The sequence below is a fragment of the Fictibacillus arsenicus genome, assembly GCF_001999465.1.
Lineage (GTDB): Bacteria > Bacillota > Bacilli > Bacillales > Fictibacillaceae > Fictibacillus > Fictibacillus arsenicus.
The window spans coordinates 300,279-319,027 of the sequence record NZ_MQMF01000003.1 but is presented as its reverse complement, the minus strand read 5'-3'; the positions used below and the strand labels follow the sequence as shown (position 1 = coordinate 319,027).

20 protein-coding genes and 1 tRNA gene are annotated in these 18,749 nt (G+C 36.4%); 15 read left to right on the top strand and 6 right to left on the bottom strand.

Going from position 1 to position 18,749, the window contains the following annotated elements; translation table 11 throughout:
• Positions 1 to 86: 86 nt before the first annotated feature.
• Positions 87 to 2,264 carry an MMPL family transporter gene (locus UN64_RS15525; RefSeq protein WP_077364393.1) on the bottom strand — a complete coding sequence of 726 codons (2,178 nt, stop codon included), beginning with the start codon at positions 2,262 to 2,264 and terminating at the stop codon, positions 87 to 89.
• Positions 2,265 to 2,372: 108 nt separating this feature from the next.
• Between UN64_RS15525 and UN64_RS15520 the strand changes: the two genes are divergently transcribed.
• Complete coding sequence (locus UN64_RS15520; protein WP_077364391.1) at positions 2,373 to 3,146, top strand: class I SAM-dependent methyltransferase; 774 nt, start codon at positions 2,373 to 2,375, stop codon at positions 3,144 to 3,146.
• A gap of 15 nt (positions 3,147 to 3,161) precedes the next feature.
• The gene (gene ltaE, locus UN64_RS15515; protein ID WP_077364389.1) at positions 3,162 to 4,181 is read left to right on the top strand and encodes a low-specificity L-threonine aldolase; all 1,020 of its coding nucleotides are present in this window, start codon (positions 3,162 to 3,164) and stop codon (positions 4,179 to 4,181) included.
• A 98-nt stretch (positions 4,182 to 4,279) separates the two neighbouring features.
• On the opposite strand, the gene UN64_RS15510 is transcribed toward ltaE, so the two are convergent.
• Positions 4,280 to 5,737 (bottom strand): amidase family protein, encoded by a 1,458-nt coding sequence (locus tag UN64_RS15510; protein ID WP_077364387.1) that lies wholly within the window; start codon positions 5,735 to 5,737, stop codon positions 4,280 to 4,282.
• 140 nt (positions 5,738 to 5,877) lie between these two features.
• On the bottom strand, positions 5,878 to 6,618 hold the full coding sequence (locus UN64_RS15505; RefSeq protein ID WP_077364385.1) for a DUF6081 family protein: 741 nt from the start codon (positions 6,616 to 6,618) through the stop codon (positions 5,878 to 5,880).
• Positions 6,619 to 6,808: 190 nt separating this feature from the next.
• On the opposite strand from UN64_RS15505, the gene UN64_RS15500 reads away from it, so the two are divergent.
• From UN64_RS15500 to UN64_RS15445, 12 genes are all read left to right on the top strand, one after another.
• The gene (locus tag UN64_RS15500) at positions 6,809 to 7,087 is read left to right on the top strand and encodes a hypothetical protein (RefSeq protein WP_077364383.1); all 279 of its coding nucleotides are present in this window, start codon (positions 6,809 to 6,811) and stop codon (positions 7,085 to 7,087) included.
• 99 nt (positions 7,088 to 7,186) lie between these two features.
• The gene (locus tag UN64_RS15495; protein WP_077364381.1) at positions 7,187 to 7,561 is read left to right on the top strand and encodes a DUF2203 domain-containing protein; all 375 of its coding nucleotides are present in this window, start codon (positions 7,187 to 7,189) and stop codon (positions 7,559 to 7,561) included.
• Between the two features lie 80 nt (positions 7,562 to 7,641).
• Positions 7,642 to 7,716, top strand: a tRNA-Arg gene (locus UN64_RS15490).
• Positions 7,717 to 7,838: 122 nt separating this feature from the next.
• Complete coding sequence (gene trhO, locus UN64_RS15485) at positions 7,839 to 8,759, top strand: oxygen-dependent tRNA uridine(34) hydroxylase TrhO (protein ID WP_077364379.1); 921 nt, start codon at positions 7,839 to 7,841, stop codon at positions 8,757 to 8,759.
• A gap of 82 nt (positions 8,760 to 8,841) precedes the next feature.
• A complete protein-coding gene (locus UN64_RS15480; RefSeq protein ID WP_077364377.1) occupies positions 8,842 to 9,162 on the top strand; it encodes a hypothetical protein in 321 nt (106 codons plus the stop codon).
• Entirely contained in the window at positions 9,149 to 9,526 is a 378-nt protein-coding gene (kapB, locus tag UN64_RS15475; protein WP_077364375.1) for a kinase-associated lipoprotein KapB, read from the top strand. The genes UN64_RS15480 and kapB overlap by 14 nt, the downstream gene beginning before the upstream one ends.
• 64 nt (positions 9,527 to 9,590) lie before the next feature.
• Positions 9,591 to 10,406, top strand: a complete 816-nt coding sequence (gene nadE / locus UN64_RS15470) for an ammonia-dependent NAD(+) synthetase (RefSeq protein ID WP_077364657.1) — start codon at positions 9,591 to 9,593, stop codon at positions 10,404 to 10,406.
• 91 nt (positions 10,407 to 10,497) lie between these two features.
• Positions 10,498 to 10,749: a hypothetical protein gene (locus UN64_RS15465; protein WP_077364373.1), complete on the top strand. Its 252-nt coding sequence runs from the start codon at positions 10,498 to 10,500 to the stop codon at positions 10,747 to 10,749.
• Between the two features lie 216 nt (positions 10,750 to 10,965).
• The gene (locus UN64_RS15460; protein WP_077364371.1) at positions 10,966 to 12,915 is read left to right on the top strand and encodes a phospholipase D-like domain-containing protein; all 1,950 of its coding nucleotides are present in this window, start codon (positions 10,966 to 10,968) and stop codon (positions 12,913 to 12,915) included.
• 103 nt (positions 12,916 to 13,018) lie between these two features.
• On the top strand, positions 13,019 to 13,888 hold the full coding sequence (gene dat, locus UN64_RS15455; protein WP_077364369.1) for a D-amino-acid transaminase: 870 nt from the start codon (positions 13,019 to 13,021) through the stop codon (positions 13,886 to 13,888).
• 18 nt (positions 13,889 to 13,906) lie between these two features.
• The gene (locus tag UN64_RS15450; RefSeq protein WP_077364367.1) at positions 13,907 to 14,479 is read left to right on the top strand and encodes a DUF502 domain-containing protein; all 573 of its coding nucleotides are present in this window, start codon (positions 13,907 to 13,909) and stop codon (positions 14,477 to 14,479) included.
• Between the two features lie 90 nt (positions 14,480 to 14,569).
• Positions 14,570 to 15,781, top strand: coding sequence for a DUF2515 family protein (locus UN64_RS15445; RefSeq protein ID WP_077364365.1), 1,212 nt, complete (start codon positions 14,570 to 14,572; stop codon positions 15,779 to 15,781).
• Between the two features lie 6 nt (positions 15,782 to 15,787).
• Here UN64_RS15445 and UN64_RS15440 read toward each other — a convergent pair whose 3' ends face one another.
• The gene (locus tag UN64_RS15440) at positions 15,788 to 16,168 is read right to left on the bottom strand and encodes a hypothetical protein (protein WP_077364363.1); all 381 of its coding nucleotides are present in this window, start codon (positions 16,166 to 16,168) and stop codon (positions 15,788 to 15,790) included.
• 311 nt (positions 16,169 to 16,479) lie between these two features.
• On the bottom strand, positions 16,480 to 17,319 hold the full coding sequence (gene proC, locus UN64_RS15435; RefSeq protein ID WP_077364361.1) for a pyrroline-5-carboxylate reductase: 840 nt from the start codon (positions 17,317 to 17,319) through the stop codon (positions 16,480 to 16,482).
• 144 nt (positions 17,320 to 17,463) lie between these two features.
• Here proC and UN64_RS15430 point away from each other — a divergent pair, with 144 nt between their 5' ends.
• Positions 17,464 to 17,856 (top strand): hypothetical protein, encoded by a 393-nt coding sequence (locus UN64_RS15430; RefSeq protein WP_077364359.1) that lies wholly within the window; start codon positions 17,464 to 17,466, stop codon positions 17,854 to 17,856.
• Here the strand turns inward: UN64_RS15430 and UN64_RS15425 are convergent.
• Positions 17,850 to 18,674 carry a GDSL-type esterase/lipase family protein gene (locus tag UN64_RS15425; RefSeq protein ID WP_171978935.1) on the bottom strand — a complete coding sequence of 275 codons (825 nt, stop codon included), beginning with the start codon at positions 18,672 to 18,674 and terminating at the stop codon, positions 17,850 to 17,852. The two genes, UN64_RS15430 and UN64_RS15425, sit on opposite strands and share 7 nt — an antisense overlap.
• Positions 18,675 to 18,749 lie beyond the last annotated feature (75 nt).

Here is an 18,749-nt window from a genome sequence, read left to right as displayed (position 1 = left end):
CACCCCTAATATAAAACTAGCTAATTCTTATTATAGGACATAATGTTTTAATTTCCCACTATTGTTTAAAGAAAAGAGCACCCTTATCAAAGAGTGCTTCGCTGTTTATTTCGTTTTGAAAAAGGCATCCACCAGTTCCAATGTCCAAGTAGTTTCATAAGGGAAGGAACAAAAATCATTCTTACAATGGTTGCATCGATAAAAATAGCTAATGCAATAGCAATTCCTATTTGTTTGACTGGCATTACATCTGTAAATGCGAATGAACCCGTAATAACAATCATTATCGCTGCTGCAGAAGTAATAATCTTTGAGGTTGAAGTCAGACCCAGCAGGGTTGCGTTATCATTGTCACCGGTTTCTTCATATATTTCTTGAATTCTAGAGATCAAGAATACTTCATAATCCATACTTAATCCAAACACAATACCAAAAGTAAAGACCGGAATCATCAATCCAATTTCCACCGGCTCCATAATTATTCCGCTTTGAAAGATCCATACGAGTATACCGAAAGTAGCAGCTAAACTAAGCATGTTCATGAAAATTGCTTTAAGCGGAATAAAGACTGACCTAAAGGCAACCATCAGAATAAACAAAGTTGCTGCAAGTACAACAGCAAGTCCATATGGTGCTTTTTCAATAATCTCATCGAAGATTTCTTGGTTAAACTTAGTTGCCCCGCCAATCGTTAAGGAAAGACCTTCATGCTTCATTTCCCATTCTTTCACGAACTGTTTCGCGTCGCTTCCTGTAACATCTACTGATAGATATGCACGAATAACCGCTGTACGGTCATTGACAAAAGGATCCAGAGCAGGAGATAGCTGTTGTTTTCCTTGTTCTGTCTGAAGTATCTGGAATAGTTCGGTGCTGTTTAACTGATTTGTATAATCAAAAATTGATTCTGTTTTTGCGATTTCTTTTTCTTCTTTCAAGTCTCTTACTAACCGTTCTAAAGACTGCAATGCATTTTTATCTTGGAGATATGATTTCTCTGACTCTGCAACAATAAGTACTGGGTACAACTCATCTTCACCAAAAGTCTTTTCAAACTTCTCGAATGCTGTTCTAGATTCATAATCAGGGGGTAAAGCCTCAGCTTCTGGTATTGAAAGTTTCATATCCTTAACAGGTGTTACGGACAAGATGAGCAAGAGAGCTGCAAATAATGCCATTATTACTGGCCGTTTCATCACAAACGATGCAAATGAATGCCAGATTGATTTTTCTTTTTCTTTCGTTTTGAGTATTTTCAGGGCGTTAACTCGTTTACCAAGTACTGCAAGCATTGCTGGCAGGAATGTTATAGCATTCAATACAGATAACACGACAACAACCATTCCGCCAATAGCTACTGTTTTAAATATATCGATATCAATAAGGAGCATTCCTGATAGTCCTAAAAACACACATAAACCAGAAAAAGCGATTGATCTTCCTGCAGTTTGTACAGAAATAATTGTAGCTTTTTCAATACCTTGATGAAGTTCTTCCCTAAACCGGTTAACGAGAAGTAGGGCAAAATCAATTCCTAATGCCAGTCCGATCATAGGAACAACATTTAATAGAAATATACTGACGTTCGCTTCTAGTCCGTAAAAGTATAATAACCCAAGGGAACTTGCTACACTTATCAATCCAACAATTATAGGCAGTCCTGCTGCTACTAGACCTCCAAACGCAAGCAAAAGAATAATTAGAGCTGCTGGAATACCAATAGCTTCAGCCCTCGCTAAATCTTGCTGGCTGGCTGTATTCATATCTTCAGCAATAACTGGGCCGCCCGTTAAAGAGACAGAAATATCACCGTCTTTTGGCAGCCTGTCTCTAATTTGATCGATGGATTTCTTAAGATTATTAAAACTTTTATCAAATCGAATAGAGGCAAATGAAACGTTCTCTTTTATCATTCTGTCTGGTGCATCATATGGACTCTGAACACCAACTGCATCTTCAACATCTTTTACTGATGCAAGTGTCTTATTTACAAATTGTTTATAAGTTTCATCTTGTGTATCGTATTTTTTTGAATTAAATACTAACATTACAGAAGACTTTGGCTGGTCAAACTTATCTTGGAGAATATTTTCAACCTTTGAAAATGATCCCTCCATCTCAAACCCGCTGCCGCTTAATATGGAAGGCAATTTGATCGCAAAGAAGCCTAATAGAATGGTAGTCAAGATCCAAAATGCTATAATAGCTATACGGAATCGATATGTAATTCTTCCTAATCCCAGAAAAGGGGAGCTTTTTTTCATTATGGAGCCTCCTTGTATATATCTTCCCATATTTTAGGTTTGTTCCAAGAGATATGCAAATAATACGTAATATGTTAAAGCAATTATTTTTTAGACAGGATGATCATTATGATAGTGACAACCGCAGGGAAAAATGCAGAAAGAATTTATGAGAAAGCGAAAGAAACGGCCCATATATTAAATAGTTCTTTTGTAGAAAGAGGCCGCCATTCGATTTCTTCAATTATTGAAAAATATAACGATAATGTTCTAATGATCGGAGTAGATAAAATTTCTTATCATCCAAAAGACGGAAGTTCTCCTTTCTTTTTTCATCCGAACTCCTCTATGTTTAGAGTAAAGCAATTACTTAGGGGCGATAAAGATCCATTTATTGAAGCAGCAAAAATAACTGCTGGTATGTCATTACTCGACTGTACTCTCGGACTCGGTTCTGATTCAATTGTTGCAAGTTTAGCAGCTGGCGCAAATGGAAAAGTGACGGGGATTGAGAGCAGCAAAGCTATTTCTTTTGTTGTACAGAGCGGCTTGAAAGTATGGGATAGCAGTTTAAAAGATATGAATGATGCAATGCGCCGTATTCAAGTCATTCATAGTGATCATTATGAATTCTTAAAAAAGGAAGCAGATAACTGTTTTGATGTTGCATATTTTGATCCCATGTTTGAATCAAGTATCCAATCACCAGGAATTCAAGGTTTAAAAGGGAGTGCTGATTATCGGGTGATCACACCTGAAGTTATAGAAGAAGCTTTACGAGTGGCGTCACAGCGAGTGGTAATGAAAGACAGCAGAAACAGCAGTAAATTTGAAGAGCTTGGATTCAAAGTAATACAGAGAAACGCTAGCTTTATATATGGAGTAATTGAGAAGAATAAATAAATTAGAGGTGATAGAATGATTGATTTAAGAAGCGATACACTTACACAGCCGACTAAAAGAATGAGACAAGCTATTTTTGAAGCAAAGGTAGGGGATGATGTTTACGGTGAGGACCCAACCATAAACAAGCTAGAAGAACTGGCAGCAGAAATGCTTGGCAAGGAAGACGCACTATTTGTTACAAGCGGAACACAGGGAAATCAGTTAGCTGTTCTCGGCTATTGTTCACCAGGCGATGAAATTATCGTAGAATCTGAGTCTCATATCTTCTTTTATGAAGGAGGAGCTATTTCAGCATTAGCTGGAGTACAACCCCGTGTAATAAAGGGGATTAAAGGGGAGATGAATCCAAAAGAAGTTAAAAGCGCAATCCGGTCAGAGGATATTCATTTTCCTGATACTTCATTAATCTGTCTTGAAAACACACATAACCGGTCAGGAGGCTCAGTTGTTTCTACAGGGAATATGAAAGACATCTTTGAGGTAGCCAAACAGGCATCTATACCAGTACATATAGATGGTGCAAGATTATTTAATGCTGCAGTAGCCTCCAATAAAAAGGTCACCGATTATACACAATATTGTGATTCAGTCCAGATTTGTTTATCCAAAGGTTTAGGTTCTCCAGTCGGATCCCTCTTAGCAGGAAAAAAAGAGCTAATACAAAAAGCCAGAAAATGGAGAAAACGATTAGGCGGAGGTTTAAGACAGGCAGGTTTTTTAGCAGCCAGCGGTATTATATCTTTAACCGAAATGGTAGACCGATTAGCAGAAGATCATGAAAAAGCAATGAGACTAGCTAATGCTATTGAAGATATTAACGGACTTTCCTTAAAAAATAGACCAGACACAAACATCGTAATTATCAATATTGAAAAGACTCATAAATCTAATGAAGAATTTTTGGAGGATTTAAAAAAAGAAGGAGTTCTTGCTGTATCTTTCGGTGAAGGTCAAATACGATTAACCACTCATTATGATGTAGGTTTTGATGATATTGAACAGGCAATCTCTGCATTAAAGAAAATTGTATAAAGGGATGCATCTTTTTCAGACGGACATGTATTGTTGAAGAGACTTTTTTGTTCGGTTGAGCAGCGAATTCAAAAACCGGGGGAGTTCCCCCGGTTTTTTTATTTAAATTCAATCGGTCTACGCTTTTGGGTTGCTTGTTCATATACAAATGCAATCTCTATCAATTTCTTCTCTGAGAATGCTTCTGCAGTCAAAACGATACTTAGCGGCAATCCATCTTCATCGAATCCTGAAGGTACTGAGATCGAAGGGTAGCCAGCTTTTGCAGGAATTCCATACCAAACATCATTAGGACTGATAAGTGCATCAAGCTGATTTTCATGGATGACTAAATCAATACCATTATTTTGTGTATTCTCTAAATCATTCAGCCTAGACTTTAAGTAATCAGGGCTTGTTAACGTTCCTACCGTTTGGTCACTTTCAATCAATAATTCTTGATTATGTTTTAGACAATCTTCTTTATGTTTTTCATTATAGGCGATGATATCTGATAACGTCTGTAAACCTAAGGAAGGAGATACTGTCTTCAAGTAATTATTGATGCCTGATTTAAATTCATGCAATAAAACTTTATAATCAAACCCTCCGTTTTCTAATGGAGAAATTTGATCCAAATAAACAATCTCTGCTCCTTCTTTTTTTAGGTCAAAAAGAGCTTGGTCAAACACCGATTTTTGATTTTCATTTAAGTTTTTTATACAAAAATCATACGTTACACCTAATCGTTTTCCTTTTAGTGATGCATTTGCAAGTCCATCCGTGTAGGAGGTGGCAGAGGGTGCACAATGTGTAGCAGAATCTTTAGAGTCACTGCCTGCTAATATTTCCAGCAAAACAGCAGCATCTTTTACATTTCTCGCCATAGGTCCAGCTGTATCCTGACTAATAGAGATAGGGATAATCCCTGTTCTTGCAACTAGACCTACTGTAGGTTTTATCCCAATAATATTGTTATTTCCTGCAGGACAGAGTATGGAGCCTGAAGTTTCAGTTCCAACTGCAAGCATTGTAAAATTGCATGCTACTGCAGCTCCTGAACCAGAACTCGAGCCACTTACATCAAGGACACCAGGCCCATAAGGGTTTAACACTTGTCCGCCTCTAGAACTGAATCCATTCGGCATGTTATAAGCCATGAAGTTAGCCCATTCTGTCATATTTGCTTTCCCAAGAATTATAGCTCCCGCATCTCTAAGTTTTTGTACAACAAAGGCATCCTTCTTTGCATAGTGATTTTGAAGAGCTAATGACCCGGCGCTAGTATGCATCTGATCGGCAGTATCAATATTGTCCTTAATTATCACAGGGACACCATGTAGTGGACTGCGAACTTTACCGTTTTTCCGCTCAGCATCCATATTGCGAGCAATGAATAATGCCTCTGGGTTTACTTCTAGAATTGAGTTAATAGTTGGACCTGATTTATCGTACAATGCTATTCGTTTCAAATAGTGTTTAACGAGTTCGAATGACGTCAATTCCTCACTTTCAAAATAAGTATGTAACTGATCCAGTGTCAATTCTTCAATTTGCAACAGGTTTATTTGGGACATTTTGCCGCTTCCTCTCTTATTTACTCATTACTTATTATATAAAACTGTCGCAAAAAAAGGAATTTTCATATTATTGCTAGAATACATAAAAAAAGGCCCGCATCATGCAGACCTTTAAGAGAATTAGACGAATTGCTGTATCAGTCTTCTATTGAGATTTTCATTGGTGTCCATTCACCAATGATGCCTTGTCCATGAAGGGAACTACTTCCTTCCGGAGATAAGTCTTTTTCCGTCATTAAACCAAGTGCCACTGTAAATTCATTAAACTTAATCGGAACATTTTTCTCTATTCGAACAACATCACCATTTACCGAAAAAATAACTTCATCGGCTACACGGTTATAAGAAATCTCATATTCATTCCATTCTCTTTTCTTAAACGTTGGTTCTTCTTTAAAGATACAAAAATATCTTGTTTTATTTGTTTCAGGAACTTGTACACCCGGAAAAGGGAGGACAGCATAAACACTGGCGTACTGGTCATTGCCAGCAAAGAAATCAAGTGCTGCACCCGTTGAAAAATCTAATAAGTTTACAGAAACAAATCCATCATATAAATCGCCAGGAATCGTGCCGATTGGCCGGGAACGCATTCTCCACTTGAATGTAATGCTTCCTTCTTCAGGGACTTTCACTGGTTCTTTAGAGTAATACATGTGCTTTGCATTATCTAAAAATTGAACAGAAGGGTGGGTTTTAGTAAATGGATTAACTCTGACATAAAGTTCATCATTTCTTACGATTACAACTGCTTCCGGCTCTCTAAACTCATGGAAAGATCCATCTGGAAGAGGGAAACCTCCCATTTTCCATGTGTCAGATTCCGATAGTATGGAATGAAAATTACCCAGAACAATTTCACTTTGAAGTTTCTTCATTAAACACAGCTCCTAGTTATTTGCTTTATAAAGTTATTTAATCAAATAAAAAGTTTTGAGGCAAATGTTGGCTGTTCTATTAATACCCGTCCATAAAAAAGCTAGATTTATTACATGGACAAGTATATTTCAGAAAAAACTGAATAATAATGGTATTAAGAGCTCGCAAATTAAAGGAGGGTGTTTCACTATGAAAACGGTATCTCATATTAATTTACGAAAAGAAAAAACGTTCACATGTGATGATAGAATCATGTTGTTTATTACAAAATTTCATTTAAAATCCAAAAGGGACAAATGGTTAACATTGAGGCTGCTTCTTAGAAAAGGTTCGGCCGATCTCGTAGAACAAATTTTGATCAGTTCAGAGTACAGAAGAGATTTCCCTGAACTGCTTGAAGACGAAACTGTTAGAGATTTTTACTTGGACTTAAAGAATCCAAAAAAAGAAATGTGCCTTACCATTTAACCTTTTGGGAAACCAAAAGGTTTTCTTCTTGCCATTTTTAGTGTGCATGGTTACCTTCATTTGTTATAATACTGACAAGAATATGAAGGAGCATGATCTATGAAACGTTATACATTAGAAGAAGCGAATCAGCTGCTGCCAATACTATCAAAAGAATTTGATTCTCTTCATAACCTGCAAAGAGAATTCGATCTTTGGTATGAATCGTTTCAGCAGGTCGAGCCGCATTTAAATGCAGATGAAAAAGCAGAATGGGAAAAAAGAATTCAATACATGGAATTGGAAGCTGAAATTTTCATCTCAAACATTCTTTCTCATGGTGTATGGTTTGAAGATGCATTTTCCTCTACACTTCATTTCCCTGCAATCTTAAATGGAGAAAAAGGTATTTTTAAATGGCATCCAGAGGAACCATTAATAACTGTCTACCAAAGTACTGAAGAAAAAATCACTCCATTAAACTTAGTAAATTAAGGTAAACTTATATAATTGTTGTAAAAAAAGCTTGTTTTATTTCTGTTTATTGTTTATGATATTAATCGTGACGGTAATTAGCGCCTATAGTGAAATGGATATCACACGAGATTTCGGCTCTCGTATTCTGGGTTCGAATCCTGGTGGGCGCGCCACTTTCCAATTGAATATTTGATTATCGGTAATTCCGGTACTCACCACGGGGAATGGCAATTGGGACCGGTGGTTTTTTATTTGGCGTCATAAATAAACTAACGTTGCAGGTTGGTGATTATTAATGTCAGAAAAAATGAGAGTACTTTTGTATTATAAGTATGTACCGATTGATGATCCGGAAAGCTTTAAAGATGAACATTTAAAGTTTTGTAAGGATTTAGGACTTCTCGGGCGAATTATTGTTGCGCCAGAAGGAATCAACGGAACAGTTTCAGGTACATTTGAACAAACTCAAATCTATATGGATCATCTAAAAGCAGATCCTCGCTTTGAAGATATGACCTTTAAGATAGATGAAGTTGAAGACCATACATTTAAAAAAATGTTTGTGCGTCATAAAAAGGAACTTGTAACTTGGCGTTTTGAGGAAGATGTGAATCCGAATCAGCTTTCGGGCAAACGATTGTCGCCAAAAGAGTTTTACGAAGCACTTCAAGATGAAGATGTTATCGTTATCGATGGCCGCAATGACTACGAATATGAAATTGGTCATTTTCGTGGCGCGATTAAACCGGATGTAAAAGCTTCACGAGACTTCCCTAAATGGGTCCGCGAAAACTTAAGTGAATTTAAAGATAAGAAAGTATTAACATATTGTACAGGGGGAATCCGGTGCGAAAAATTCTCTGGTTTCCTAATGCAAGAAGGCTTTAAAGATGTATCACAGCTTGAAGGCGGTATTGTGACTTATGGAAAAGATCCTGAAGTTCAAGGCCGATTTTGGGACGGGAAATGTTATGTTTTTGATGAGCGAATCTCAGTACCAATTAATAGCACTGAAGAAGATGTAGTAATCTCTCAGTGTTATTATTGCGGTAAAACAGAAGATCGATACGTAAACTGCGCAAATCCAGAGTGCAATAAACAGCATGTTTGCTGTACGGAATGTGAAGTTAAACATAAACGTTCATGTACAAAGGAATGCTTGGAGCATCCCCGTAATCGATACGAAACTGAAAGTAAAGAACAACAAAGCGTTTAAACAAGAGCCAGTAAATATACTGGCTTTTTCTTTTTGCCTGTTTTAAAGTTAACTTTAACAACTAGTCCGAGGGGGAACAATTGTGAACCGTGCAAATGAAATTTCTGAAAAAGTAATCAGTAATTATCAAAAAGATGAAGGAATGATGATTATTATTTATGCCCAGTGGTGCGTAAATAACGGACTTGATCCAAAAGCTGTTTATTTAAAAGCCTATCCCGACCAGGAAAATAATGAATATGTAATGCATATGCTTGAGCAGACTGTAAGTAAAGAAGAGGCAGAGGATATTGCTAATGAAACGCTTCTGCAGGTTTTATCTATATTTGGTAATGAGGACCTTGCTTTCATTGTATCAAAAGAGATAGATGCATTGGAGGAGAAAAAGAATGACAGAACATAAAAAGCTAGTGCTCGCCAGCTATAAAACAGGGCAGTATATAGGTGAAGCAGAGGATGAAAGAAATCAAATGGTTCTCTTTAAAGTTCTGGCAGTTGTATCTCATCCTTGGCAAGGCGATCTTCATAATCCAAAGCAAGCTGACGTTCCATTTTTTCAGGAAAGAAGAGCTTTAAGCTATGGAGAAAGAACATGGGTGCCGATTCATACTATTAAAGAATATGGTGAGAAGCCCCCTGAATACAAAGAATCTTTACGTACAGCTTTAAGCAATTACATAAATAAACTTAAGGAAGATAATAGTGACTGGGCAAAACGTTCACTAGAATGTCTTTATCAGTTAGAAAAAGATTATAAATTTGATTAAGATACTTTAAATTGTGGAAGTGAAATAATAATAAACACTTAATAAGGTGGCGATATAATTGAATTTGCAGCAGAAAATTATTGAAGAATTATTAGCAAAACCTGAAATTGATATTGATAATGAAATTAATCAAAGAATACAGTTCTTAAAAGATTATGTAAAAAAAACAGGTGCGAAAGGTTATGTTTTGGGTATTAGCGGGGGTCAGGATTCTACCTTAGCAGGTAAACTAGCACAGATCGCAATGGAACAGTTGAGAGAAGAAACAGGAGAAGATTATTCATTTATTGCTGTAAGACTTCCATATGGTGTACAAAAAGATGAAGAAGATGCACAATTAGCATTAAAATTTATTAATCCTGATATTTCTCTTACAGTCAATATTAAAGCGGCAGTAGATGCATCAGTAAAAAATTTCAAAGATGCAACTGATAAAGACTTGAATAATTTCCTTAAAGGAAATACGAAGGCACGAGAAAGAATGAAAGTGCAATACGATATTGCTGGTGCCTATCAATGTCTTGTAATTGGAACAGATCACGCAGCAGAAGCCATTACTGGTTTTTTCACAAAACATGGTGACGGTGCATGTGACCTCGTCCCTTTATTTGGACTAAACAAGAGGCAAGGCAGAGCATTGCTGAAACAATTAGGAGCTGACGAACGCCTTTATTTAAAAGTGCCAACAGCTGATTTAGAAGATGATAAACCTTTAATTCCGGATGAAACAGCTTTAGGGGTAACATATGAAGAAATCGATGATTATTTAGAAGGAAAAGAAATTTCAGCATCTTCAAAAGAAAAAATTGAAAAACGATTCATACAAACCATGCATAAACGAAATCCTCCTGCCTCTGTACATGATACATGGTGGAAATAACATTGAACACCTGGTCTTTTGCCAGGTGTTTTTGTTTTAACGTTTTTAGGTTATACTTGTTTTTGGATAAAAGGGGAAGGGGATTTTTAAATTGAGTAAAACAGCAAAAATCATCATTGTCGCAGGAGTTATATTTTTAGCTTATTTTGTATTCGATTCGATTAATCGTGAAAATACCAGAAAAGAACGTCTAAATGTGATCGACGATCATTTTAATAAGCCTTTTAAAATTGAAGAAGAACTTAAAGAACAATATGATGAAGATTTTTTAATCGAAATCGACAACGAATTTTATATGGTAACTGTTAAAGACAATAAAGTTGTTAAGACAGTTAAACAATAATTTAAAGACCGCTGAAAAGAGCGGTTTTTTTATTTTTAGGCTATCTATAACTAAGTTAGTAGGACATTCTACTTAAAATCTATACAAAACTTTTATATAAAAAGTTCTTTAGGAGCAATTATCTTTACAATTGAAAATGCATGCTAACTCCTTAGCTTTCCTATGCTATGATTTTTTTTGGCTTTACAAAATCATTGCAAAAAAGGGGTTTGTTTTATGAAATGGAAAAATTGTTTATCTGCATTAGTTATTTTAACATCGGCAGTTTCAGTTCAATCACCTCATAGTTCATCTGTAAGTGCTGCAGCAACAAGTGAAGGACCAGTCATTTCTGAAGTAGCTTGGATGGGTACAACCATCGATGCGAACGACGAATGGATTGAACTTTATAATCCGACAAGCGAGATCATACAGCTAGATGGCTGGACTCTAAAAGCTTCCGACGGAACTCCATCTGTGCAGCTCACAGGCACAATAAGTCCCGGAGATACTTATTTACTCGAAAGAACAGACGATTCGACGATACCAGAAATAACCGCCGATCAGATTTATACAGGAGCTCTCTCAAATACCGGAGAAGTTCTAGAACTAACTGATTCGGCTAATCAAACAATAGACACTATTTCGAGCTGGTATGCTGGCGATTCTACGTCAAGAGCGACGATGGAAAGAAAAAATTCTTCTGCACCTGGTGATGACCCTCAGAACTGGCAGACGGCAACTGCAAGTTATGACGCAGGTTTTGGTACACCTGGAACCGTAACTGGTACATCGAACGGTCAGTCAGAACAGTTAAATAATATAAGCAATGAAGTTGGAGCCATTAATGTTTATTTTAATAAAAGTGCATTAACTCAGTTTGCGACACCTGGTAATACGGCAAACTATAATGTGAATTTAGAAAACCGTTTAATTAATCGTATTAACGGAGCAACAGAATCTATTGATATCGCTACATATGAGATTAATCTTCCTAATGTAGTCAATGCTTTAATTGAAAAGGCTGCTTCTGGTGTTACAGTTCGTATGATCGCTGACGCAAAGCCATTAAATGATGCTGAGCATGATGCAAGATACGAACTTATGAAACTTTATTTAGAGAAATTAACGAGAGGAAAAGACGGAACAGTTAACACTGCAGATGATGTTCATATTTTTTCAGATTCTATAATCTTTGCTGTAGAGGATTCCTCGAAACGATCTGAGTATAACCTGCCTCAAACAGGTTATCAGGATTTCACACAGCGCACAGTCAATGTAGGCAGCGGCAGTCAAACAGGACACATGCTTGTGGATGGGGAGTCCAAAGATACAAATGCTTATTATTCACCAGATGATCAAATGCATAATAAATATCTGATTATTGATGGGAAATGGGTATTTACCGGAAGCTGGAACTTTACCACTACAGGTCTTTACGGTACAGATGAGAACAGAGAGTCAGGGATCTTAGACGGAAATTCCAATCATTCAATTGAATTGCATTCAACTGAACTCTCAGACATTTATAAAACTGAATTTGATGAAATGTGGGGAAGTGCAGATGTGAATCCAAACCCTGTAGTTTCTAACTTCGGCTCTCGCAAAACAGATAATACTCCGCATCAAGTTACCGTAGGAGGCAAAGTGATAGAAGTATATTTCTCTCCTGGTGATAATGCAGTGCCAAAAATGAATGAAACTATAGAATCTTCCGCTGATCAAAGTGCGTATTTCAGTATATTTGCATGGTCCGATCAATCACTGGTGGATACGTTGAAAGTGAAATGGGAAGGCTCTCCTCAAGACATGGAAGGTACACTGACTGGCTTTGATATCAAAGGAGTTTTTGATGATTCATTCTGGAATATGTGGTGGTCAGCATCCGTGGATATGACAGGTAGAACTGCTTCACAAACGAGTACAAACAACCCTAATACACGCTGGAAAAATCCTGCTCCAGTTTATATGGATAAAGAATCAAGAAAACTTCATCATAAATACTTTATCATTGATGCGGATACTTCCAGTGATCCGTTAGTTATTACAGGTTCTACAAACTGGAGTACAAACGGAAACGATGTAAATGACGAAAATGCATTGTGGATTCATGACTTATCGATTACGAATCAATTCAAACAAGAATTTATGGCAAGATACGAACAAGCCGGCGGTGCTATTCAATAAAATATAAATTTGTAATAAGTGACTCTTGAAGGGAGTCACTTTTTCATTTACAGTAGATGAAAGCTCAATTACATACATACTATATAGATGAGGTGGTTAATTTATGGAAAATTCATACGTTTTATATCATGATCAGATAATTAAAAGCGGATCAATACCTGTAGATCCTGAAGATAGAGGCTACTTATTCGGTGATGGTATCTATGAAGTTGTTTTTGTATATGACAGAAAGCCTTTTGCATTTAATGAACATTTTGAACGGTTTGAGCAAAGCGCAAATAAAATAGAACTAGCAATGCCATACGATGTTTCAACTTTCAAACACCTAACAGAAGAACTAATAACTAAAAACAATATCGTGAACGGTATGGTTTATATTCAAATGACAAGAGGGGTTGCACCACGCAACCATTTGTATGAACGTAATATGCAGAGTGTAGTTACTGGGTTTGCCAAGTCCGTTTCTTTAGATTCTATTGAAATGTCACAGTCTAACGGAATTCAAACATATCTGACAGAAGATATCCGCTGGCTGCGCTGTGATATTAAAAGTTTAAATTTACTTGGTAATGTAATGGCAAAAAGAAAAGCTGCAGATTTTGACTGTCAGGAAGCAATTCAGCATAGGGATGGGACTGTTACTGAAGGTTCATCATCTAATGTATTTATAGTGAAAAATGGTACGCTTAAAACCCATCCTGCAACAAACCTCATTTTAAATGGGATCACTAGGCAGATCGTACTTAAACTTGCTAAGAAGCTTCAAATTTCAGTAATCGAGGAATCATTCTCTGTGGATGAACTAATTGATGCAGATGAAGTATTTATTACTAGTACAACAATGGAAGTAACACCTGTTGTGCAGCTAAAAGGGAATAAAGAACAATCATACAAAATTGGACCTGTAACTGCAGAATTACAAAAGCAGTTTAAGACTCAAATCCAACAAAATACTTCAGCGATGAAATCTTAAAAAACGGTAGAGAAAAACATGAAGACTTTACTCAAATATTTTATTAATGGATTATTAACAATCCTTCCGATCGTGTTAGCGATCTATATTATTTATAAGATCTTTGGTTTCTTAGACAGCATTCTAGGCAACTTACTAAAGGATGTATTAAAAGAAGACTATATTCCGGGAATTGGTCTGGTTACAACCATTGTTTTAATAACAGTTTTAGGATGGATGTCTACACAGTATATATCAGGCAAGATATTTAGACTTATTGATCAAGTACTTGAAAAAACACCTTTTGTAAAAACGGTATATACAGTGATTAAGGATACCGTTAATTCACTCTTTGGTGAAAAGCGGTCATTCTCAACCGTTGTCCTTATCGAATATCCAGAGCTCAATATAAAAAGTGTAGGCTTTGTCACGACAGAGGACGTAAGCAGTCTAGGGGACGAACTGGCAGATCACGTTGCAGTCTATATTCCACAAACCTTTCAGATTGCAGGTTTTACATTTTTAATACCCAAGGAAAGAATAAAAATATTGGATGTAAAACCGGAAGAAGCAATGAAATTTTTACTGTCAGGCGGCGTTGCATCAAAATAAATGAAGAAGCACCCTAACCATGTTAAGGGTGCTTTTTTGTGTTATAAACCTTTTCTTTTCATACATTGTGAGTAAAGGAAGGTGTTAATATTGAGAAGCTCTAAAAGAATTTATACAAAATTGACACTTATTCCACTCCATATAATAATGCGTTCTCTTTTTATGATTAAAAGGAGAAAGGTAATCTGGAAGGTCAATACCATTCAAGAACAACAGTTAAAGCAGAAATGGAATAAAATATTGGAGTGCTCTGGCAGGGTTTCGATAACTTTTCAAAAAGATAAAGAATTAATAGAACGGATTAAAAGGGAAACCTTACTTCATAACATAAACAATGTAACAAGAACAGCTGCCTACCTAGAATTTTATAAAAGACATCCTGAAGTTCACTGGTCTTTTTTAGCACATATGGTCTCCAGGAACGCCGGTTATTTTATGACAGATTTAAAAGGGGAGTTTTTGCCTGATTTAATAGATCCTTCTGTAATTGAAGACTTATATTTCATGCTCGAAAAAGGGAACAGTATGATTTTTCATGACGCATATCCTCAACTACTCTTATATGAAGAAAGTAAAAGAAGGAAGAGATCAGTATTTAACTTATGTAAATTCTTTAATGTTTCTTCATTTATGGAAGGTGTTTGGGAGATGTTTTTCGATGGCGACCGCACTCCTTTATTGCCATCAGCACAAATAATTAATGAACAAAGTCATATTGAGATGCACCTGATTAGAACAGAACAGTTTCAAAAGCTGCAAAACCAATTATCTTTTAAGCTGCAAGAGTGGCTTCACCTTTCACAAATTCTCTTTCCGGTATTGCCAATAAATAATGCAATAGGGGATACCATGCAGGGTTTCGAGAACCTAGAAGAACGGATAATGTTAGGACAAAACTTATACGTCATGCTCTTTTTGCATAATAATTTTGGTCCGGTATATAATTTTGCAGATAATTATCCCCATACTGGCTCTCGTTCGGATTATGATTCTGATGTTTACTCAGCCTCCAAAAGTCAGTACAGCGATTCGGCAAAAGAAAAGTTATCTCTTTTTAAAACAAAGAAAAATCAAAAACTGTACAGTCCTGAACTTGAGGCTGTTTGGGACGAAAACTTTCATGGACCTTTTCATTCTACTGATTGGTTTTCTAATTCGAAAATTATGATTTCTCAGATCAAATTAGTCTCAAAACCTTCTCCTAAAATCAGGATGGCTTATTGGGCAGGACTTCATCAAATAGAGACTGTATATCTTTTGAAACAATATTACCGATTAATAAAAAAAAATAGAGGCCTTTAAAAGGCTCTATTTAAATAAAGAAAGTATGTTTCCCATTTGCTGAGCTAGACCCATAACTTGGTTTGCTCCACCCATCATCTTGCCAAAATTAAATCCTGAACCTTGTGTGTTTGGGTACATCGATGTATTCTGTTGCTTTCCTTGAAATGGCATACCCTGCATCATTGGATGAGGGGCTAATCCAGGGGGCATTATTGGCGGCATATATGGCATATATGGCTGTGGGAATGCTTGTGTATATTGCTGTGGCATTGTGAGAGCAGGAGCTGCTGGTGCATAAGGAGGTCTGTCAGGGATGTTATGGCTTTGGGAGAATACTTTTGAAGAAGGAGTGGAAAAAGGATCATATCCGCCATAAGGGAACATTCTCGCAGATTTCTCTTTCAAAAAAAATCACCTCAAAATAGTTTCTATATATATATATTCAACTATACAAAAAGGGACATAACCCTTAGGAGGAACTGATTAAAACGCCCTGTCCAAATTTTATTCACATCCTGAATGTAGTGAAAGGCGAGAGACTCCTTCGAGACTGGCGGACAGGTGAGACACTTAAAAGTGAAACGTACGAATGTGGCTCACCGCCTGCCCCGCGGAAAGCGAGTACTTGGACCGGAAATCAACAACTTCCAAAAAATACAATGTTTAGAAAACACAAAAAACACAAAGCCGTATAACAGCTTTGTGTTTTTTATATTTTAGAGTACAGGCACTTTTTCAAATTCTTTACGCAATGTTTTCGAACGTTTAGCAGCATTTTCTACAGCAGCTTCAATTGCTTTGCCGCCGCCGTTTTCATCTAGAGCATCCAGGCCGGCTGCAGTCGTACCGTTCGGTGAAGTAACTCTTTTGCGTAGCTCAGCAGGTGAATCATCTGATTCCATAACCATTTTACTTGCTCCGTATAATGTCTGGGCTGCAATATCTCGAGCCATCTCTCGATCAAGTCCGTTTTCAACTGCTACATCTTCCATATGTTCTAGCAGATAGTAGAAATATGCTGGACCGCTTCCTGCGATTCCTGTGAAAACATCCATTTGTTTCTCAGAGATAATTTTTACTTTCCCAATTGCTTTCGATAATTCTTGAGCTAAATCCAAATCTTCATTTTTTACATACTCACCAGCACTGATTCCGGTTATGGATTCTCCAATCATACTAGATGTATTAGGCATAACACGAATTACTGGGAGTTGTTTTCCAATAATCTCTTCAATGAATGGTGTTGAAATTCCAGCAAGAACAGACAAAATGATATGATGGTCTTGCAAATTAGGCTTTAGTTGCTGCAGAACCTCTTCTGCTTGTTTTGGTTTTACCGCAAGAATAATCACATCTGTATTCTTTAATGAGAGCTCATTAAAAGAAACAGCTTGAATATCGTATTTGTTAATTAGTTCGGATCTTCTTTCAACATTAGAATGATTTGCTGCAGTAATCCTTTCAGGCGAGATACCAGCTTTATTAATAAGACCTGATATCATTGCTTCTGCCATAGATCCTGCACCAATAAAAGAAATGTTTCTGTATTTTAACATGCAACCCCTCTTTCAAAATTTTAACTGTTATTTATAAAGTACTATGTTAACATGTTCACAATTAGATGCAAGTTTATCTGTTCATTATTACAGGATTGTAATATGATTTTCACATTAAAACGTTTACATTGAAGGAGAGAAACAATGAAATTTTATAACGCATCCAGTTTTATAAATAAAGAGCTTGTTCAAAAGATGTCAATTGATATTCAGACACAGCTAGGATGGAAACATACATATGATTGGACTCAACACAAAAGAGCGGAAACGATTGAAACACTGGCAGACATCGGAGTAAAAGAATTTAAAGGGGTGTTAGAATCAGATGTGGTTATCGTAATTCTGCCCGGAGGAAAAGGGTGTCATACAGAAATGGGAATTGCGCTCGGCAGTAAAAAGCTCTTATTTCTGTATGATCCGGACAGAATCCTAAATAACCTAAGAGATGCAGCTGCATTCTATTTTTTACCAGAGATTAAACATTGGAACGGTGATATGAAAGTATTGAATGATACTTGCAGTTCATTAAATTATTGAGCTTTTTTATAAGAATGATTTTGAAATGTAGTAATTGTTTTTGCGGCAATTCTGTCATATCCTTCATCATTAGGATGAATAGAGTCATATAGCCATTTATCAATATCTTCTGTTTGAAGTGCGTCACTTACAGGAACCACTACAGACGGCGGATGGGAAAGTGCTGTTTCATAAGCAATTAAATTCCAGTCATTTAATAATTTTTCTGTTGCGGGATAATAGTTTTTCTCTGATTTCACAACATTATATAATTCATTAAGCACTAATACAGCATTCGGGTTATGTTTCCGGATTAGTTTAAATATATCTTCTAAATTTTGTTCGTAATCGGTTTTAACTTCATCATAGCTTTGAATAGCTTTAAGAGGGCCTTCTTCTTTTGCGATTTGAACAAGATCATTGCCGCCGATATTAAGCGAAATAATATCTGCTTTTTTTACCGAATCCTGCACGGCGGGGATTTGCAGCTGATTCAGCAATCCTTGGCTGGTTGCACCAGAAATCCCTTGGTTTTCAAGAACAAAGGTTTTGTCAGTTAAGCTCTGGAGATTTGTATTTACCTTTTGAGCAAATCCTCCTTCTTCAGAACCTCTTCCTTGTGCAACGGAATCACCAAGTACTAAGTGACTGAATGATGATTTTGGACTGTCTTTGAAGTATTCAAGATAAGTTATTTGCTTCTTATCTTTATTTTCACTTTTAACAATAACCGATGCTTCTTTAATTTGGTTTATTTTATACTGTGGATAGTAATACCATCCAGCTATACCAATTAAGATGAATAAAAGAAGCAAGGATACGATATATCTTTTTTTCACTTTTATCCCTCCTCCTTGTAAAATTTATAATAATAAATACTAACATAAATATGCCTAGAAAGTGCATGGTGACAA

Coding starts and splice junctions, on each gene's coding strand:
- ltaE (WP_077364389.1), top strand. CDS start 3,162: ATGATTGATTTAAGAAGCGATACACTTACACAGCCGACTAAAAGAATG.
- UN64_RS15495 (WP_077364381.1), top strand. CDS start 7,187: ATGAAACGTTATACATTAGAAGAAGCGAATCAGCTGCTGCCAATACTA.
- proC (WP_077364361.1), bottom strand. CDS start 17,319: ATGTTAAAATACAGAAACATTTCTTTTATTGGTGCAGGATCTATGGCA.
- UN64_RS15510 (WP_077364387.1), bottom strand. CDS start 5,737: ATGTCCCAAATAAACCTGTTGCAAATTGAAGAATTGACACTGGATCAG.
- UN64_RS15430 (WP_077364359.1), top strand. CDS start 17,464: ATGAAATTTTATAACGCATCCAGTTTTATAAATAAAGAGCTTGTTCAA.
- UN64_RS15450 (WP_077364367.1), top strand. CDS start 13,907: ATGAAGACTTTACTCAAATATTTTATTAATGGATTATTAACAATCCTT.
- dat (WP_077364369.1), top strand. CDS start 13,019: ATGGAAAATTCATACGTTTTATATCATGATCAGATAATTAAAAGCGGA.
- UN64_RS15505 (WP_077364385.1), bottom strand. CDS start 6,618: ATGAAGAAACTTCAAAGTGAAATTGTTCTGGGTAATTTTCATTCCATA.
- UN64_RS15460 (WP_077364371.1), top strand. CDS start 10,966: ATGAAATGGAAAAATTGTTTATCTGCATTAGTTATTTTAACATCGGCA.
- kapB (WP_077364375.1), top strand. CDS start 9,149: ATGACAGAACATAAAAAGCTAGTGCTCGCCAGCTATAAAACAGGGCAG.
- trhO (WP_077364379.1), top strand. CDS start 7,839: ATGTCAGAAAAAATGAGAGTACTTTTGTATTATAAGTATGTACCGATT.
- UN64_RS15520 (WP_077364391.1), top strand. CDS start 2,373: ATGATAGTGACAACCGCAGGGAAAAATGCAGAAAGAATTTATGAGAAA.
- UN64_RS15525 (WP_077364393.1), bottom strand. CDS start 2,264: ATGAAAAAAAGCTCCCCTTTTCTGGGATTAGGAAGAATTACATATCGA.
- UN64_RS15500 (WP_077364383.1), top strand. CDS start 6,809: ATGAAAACGGTATCTCATATTAATTTACGAAAAGAAAAAACGTTCACA.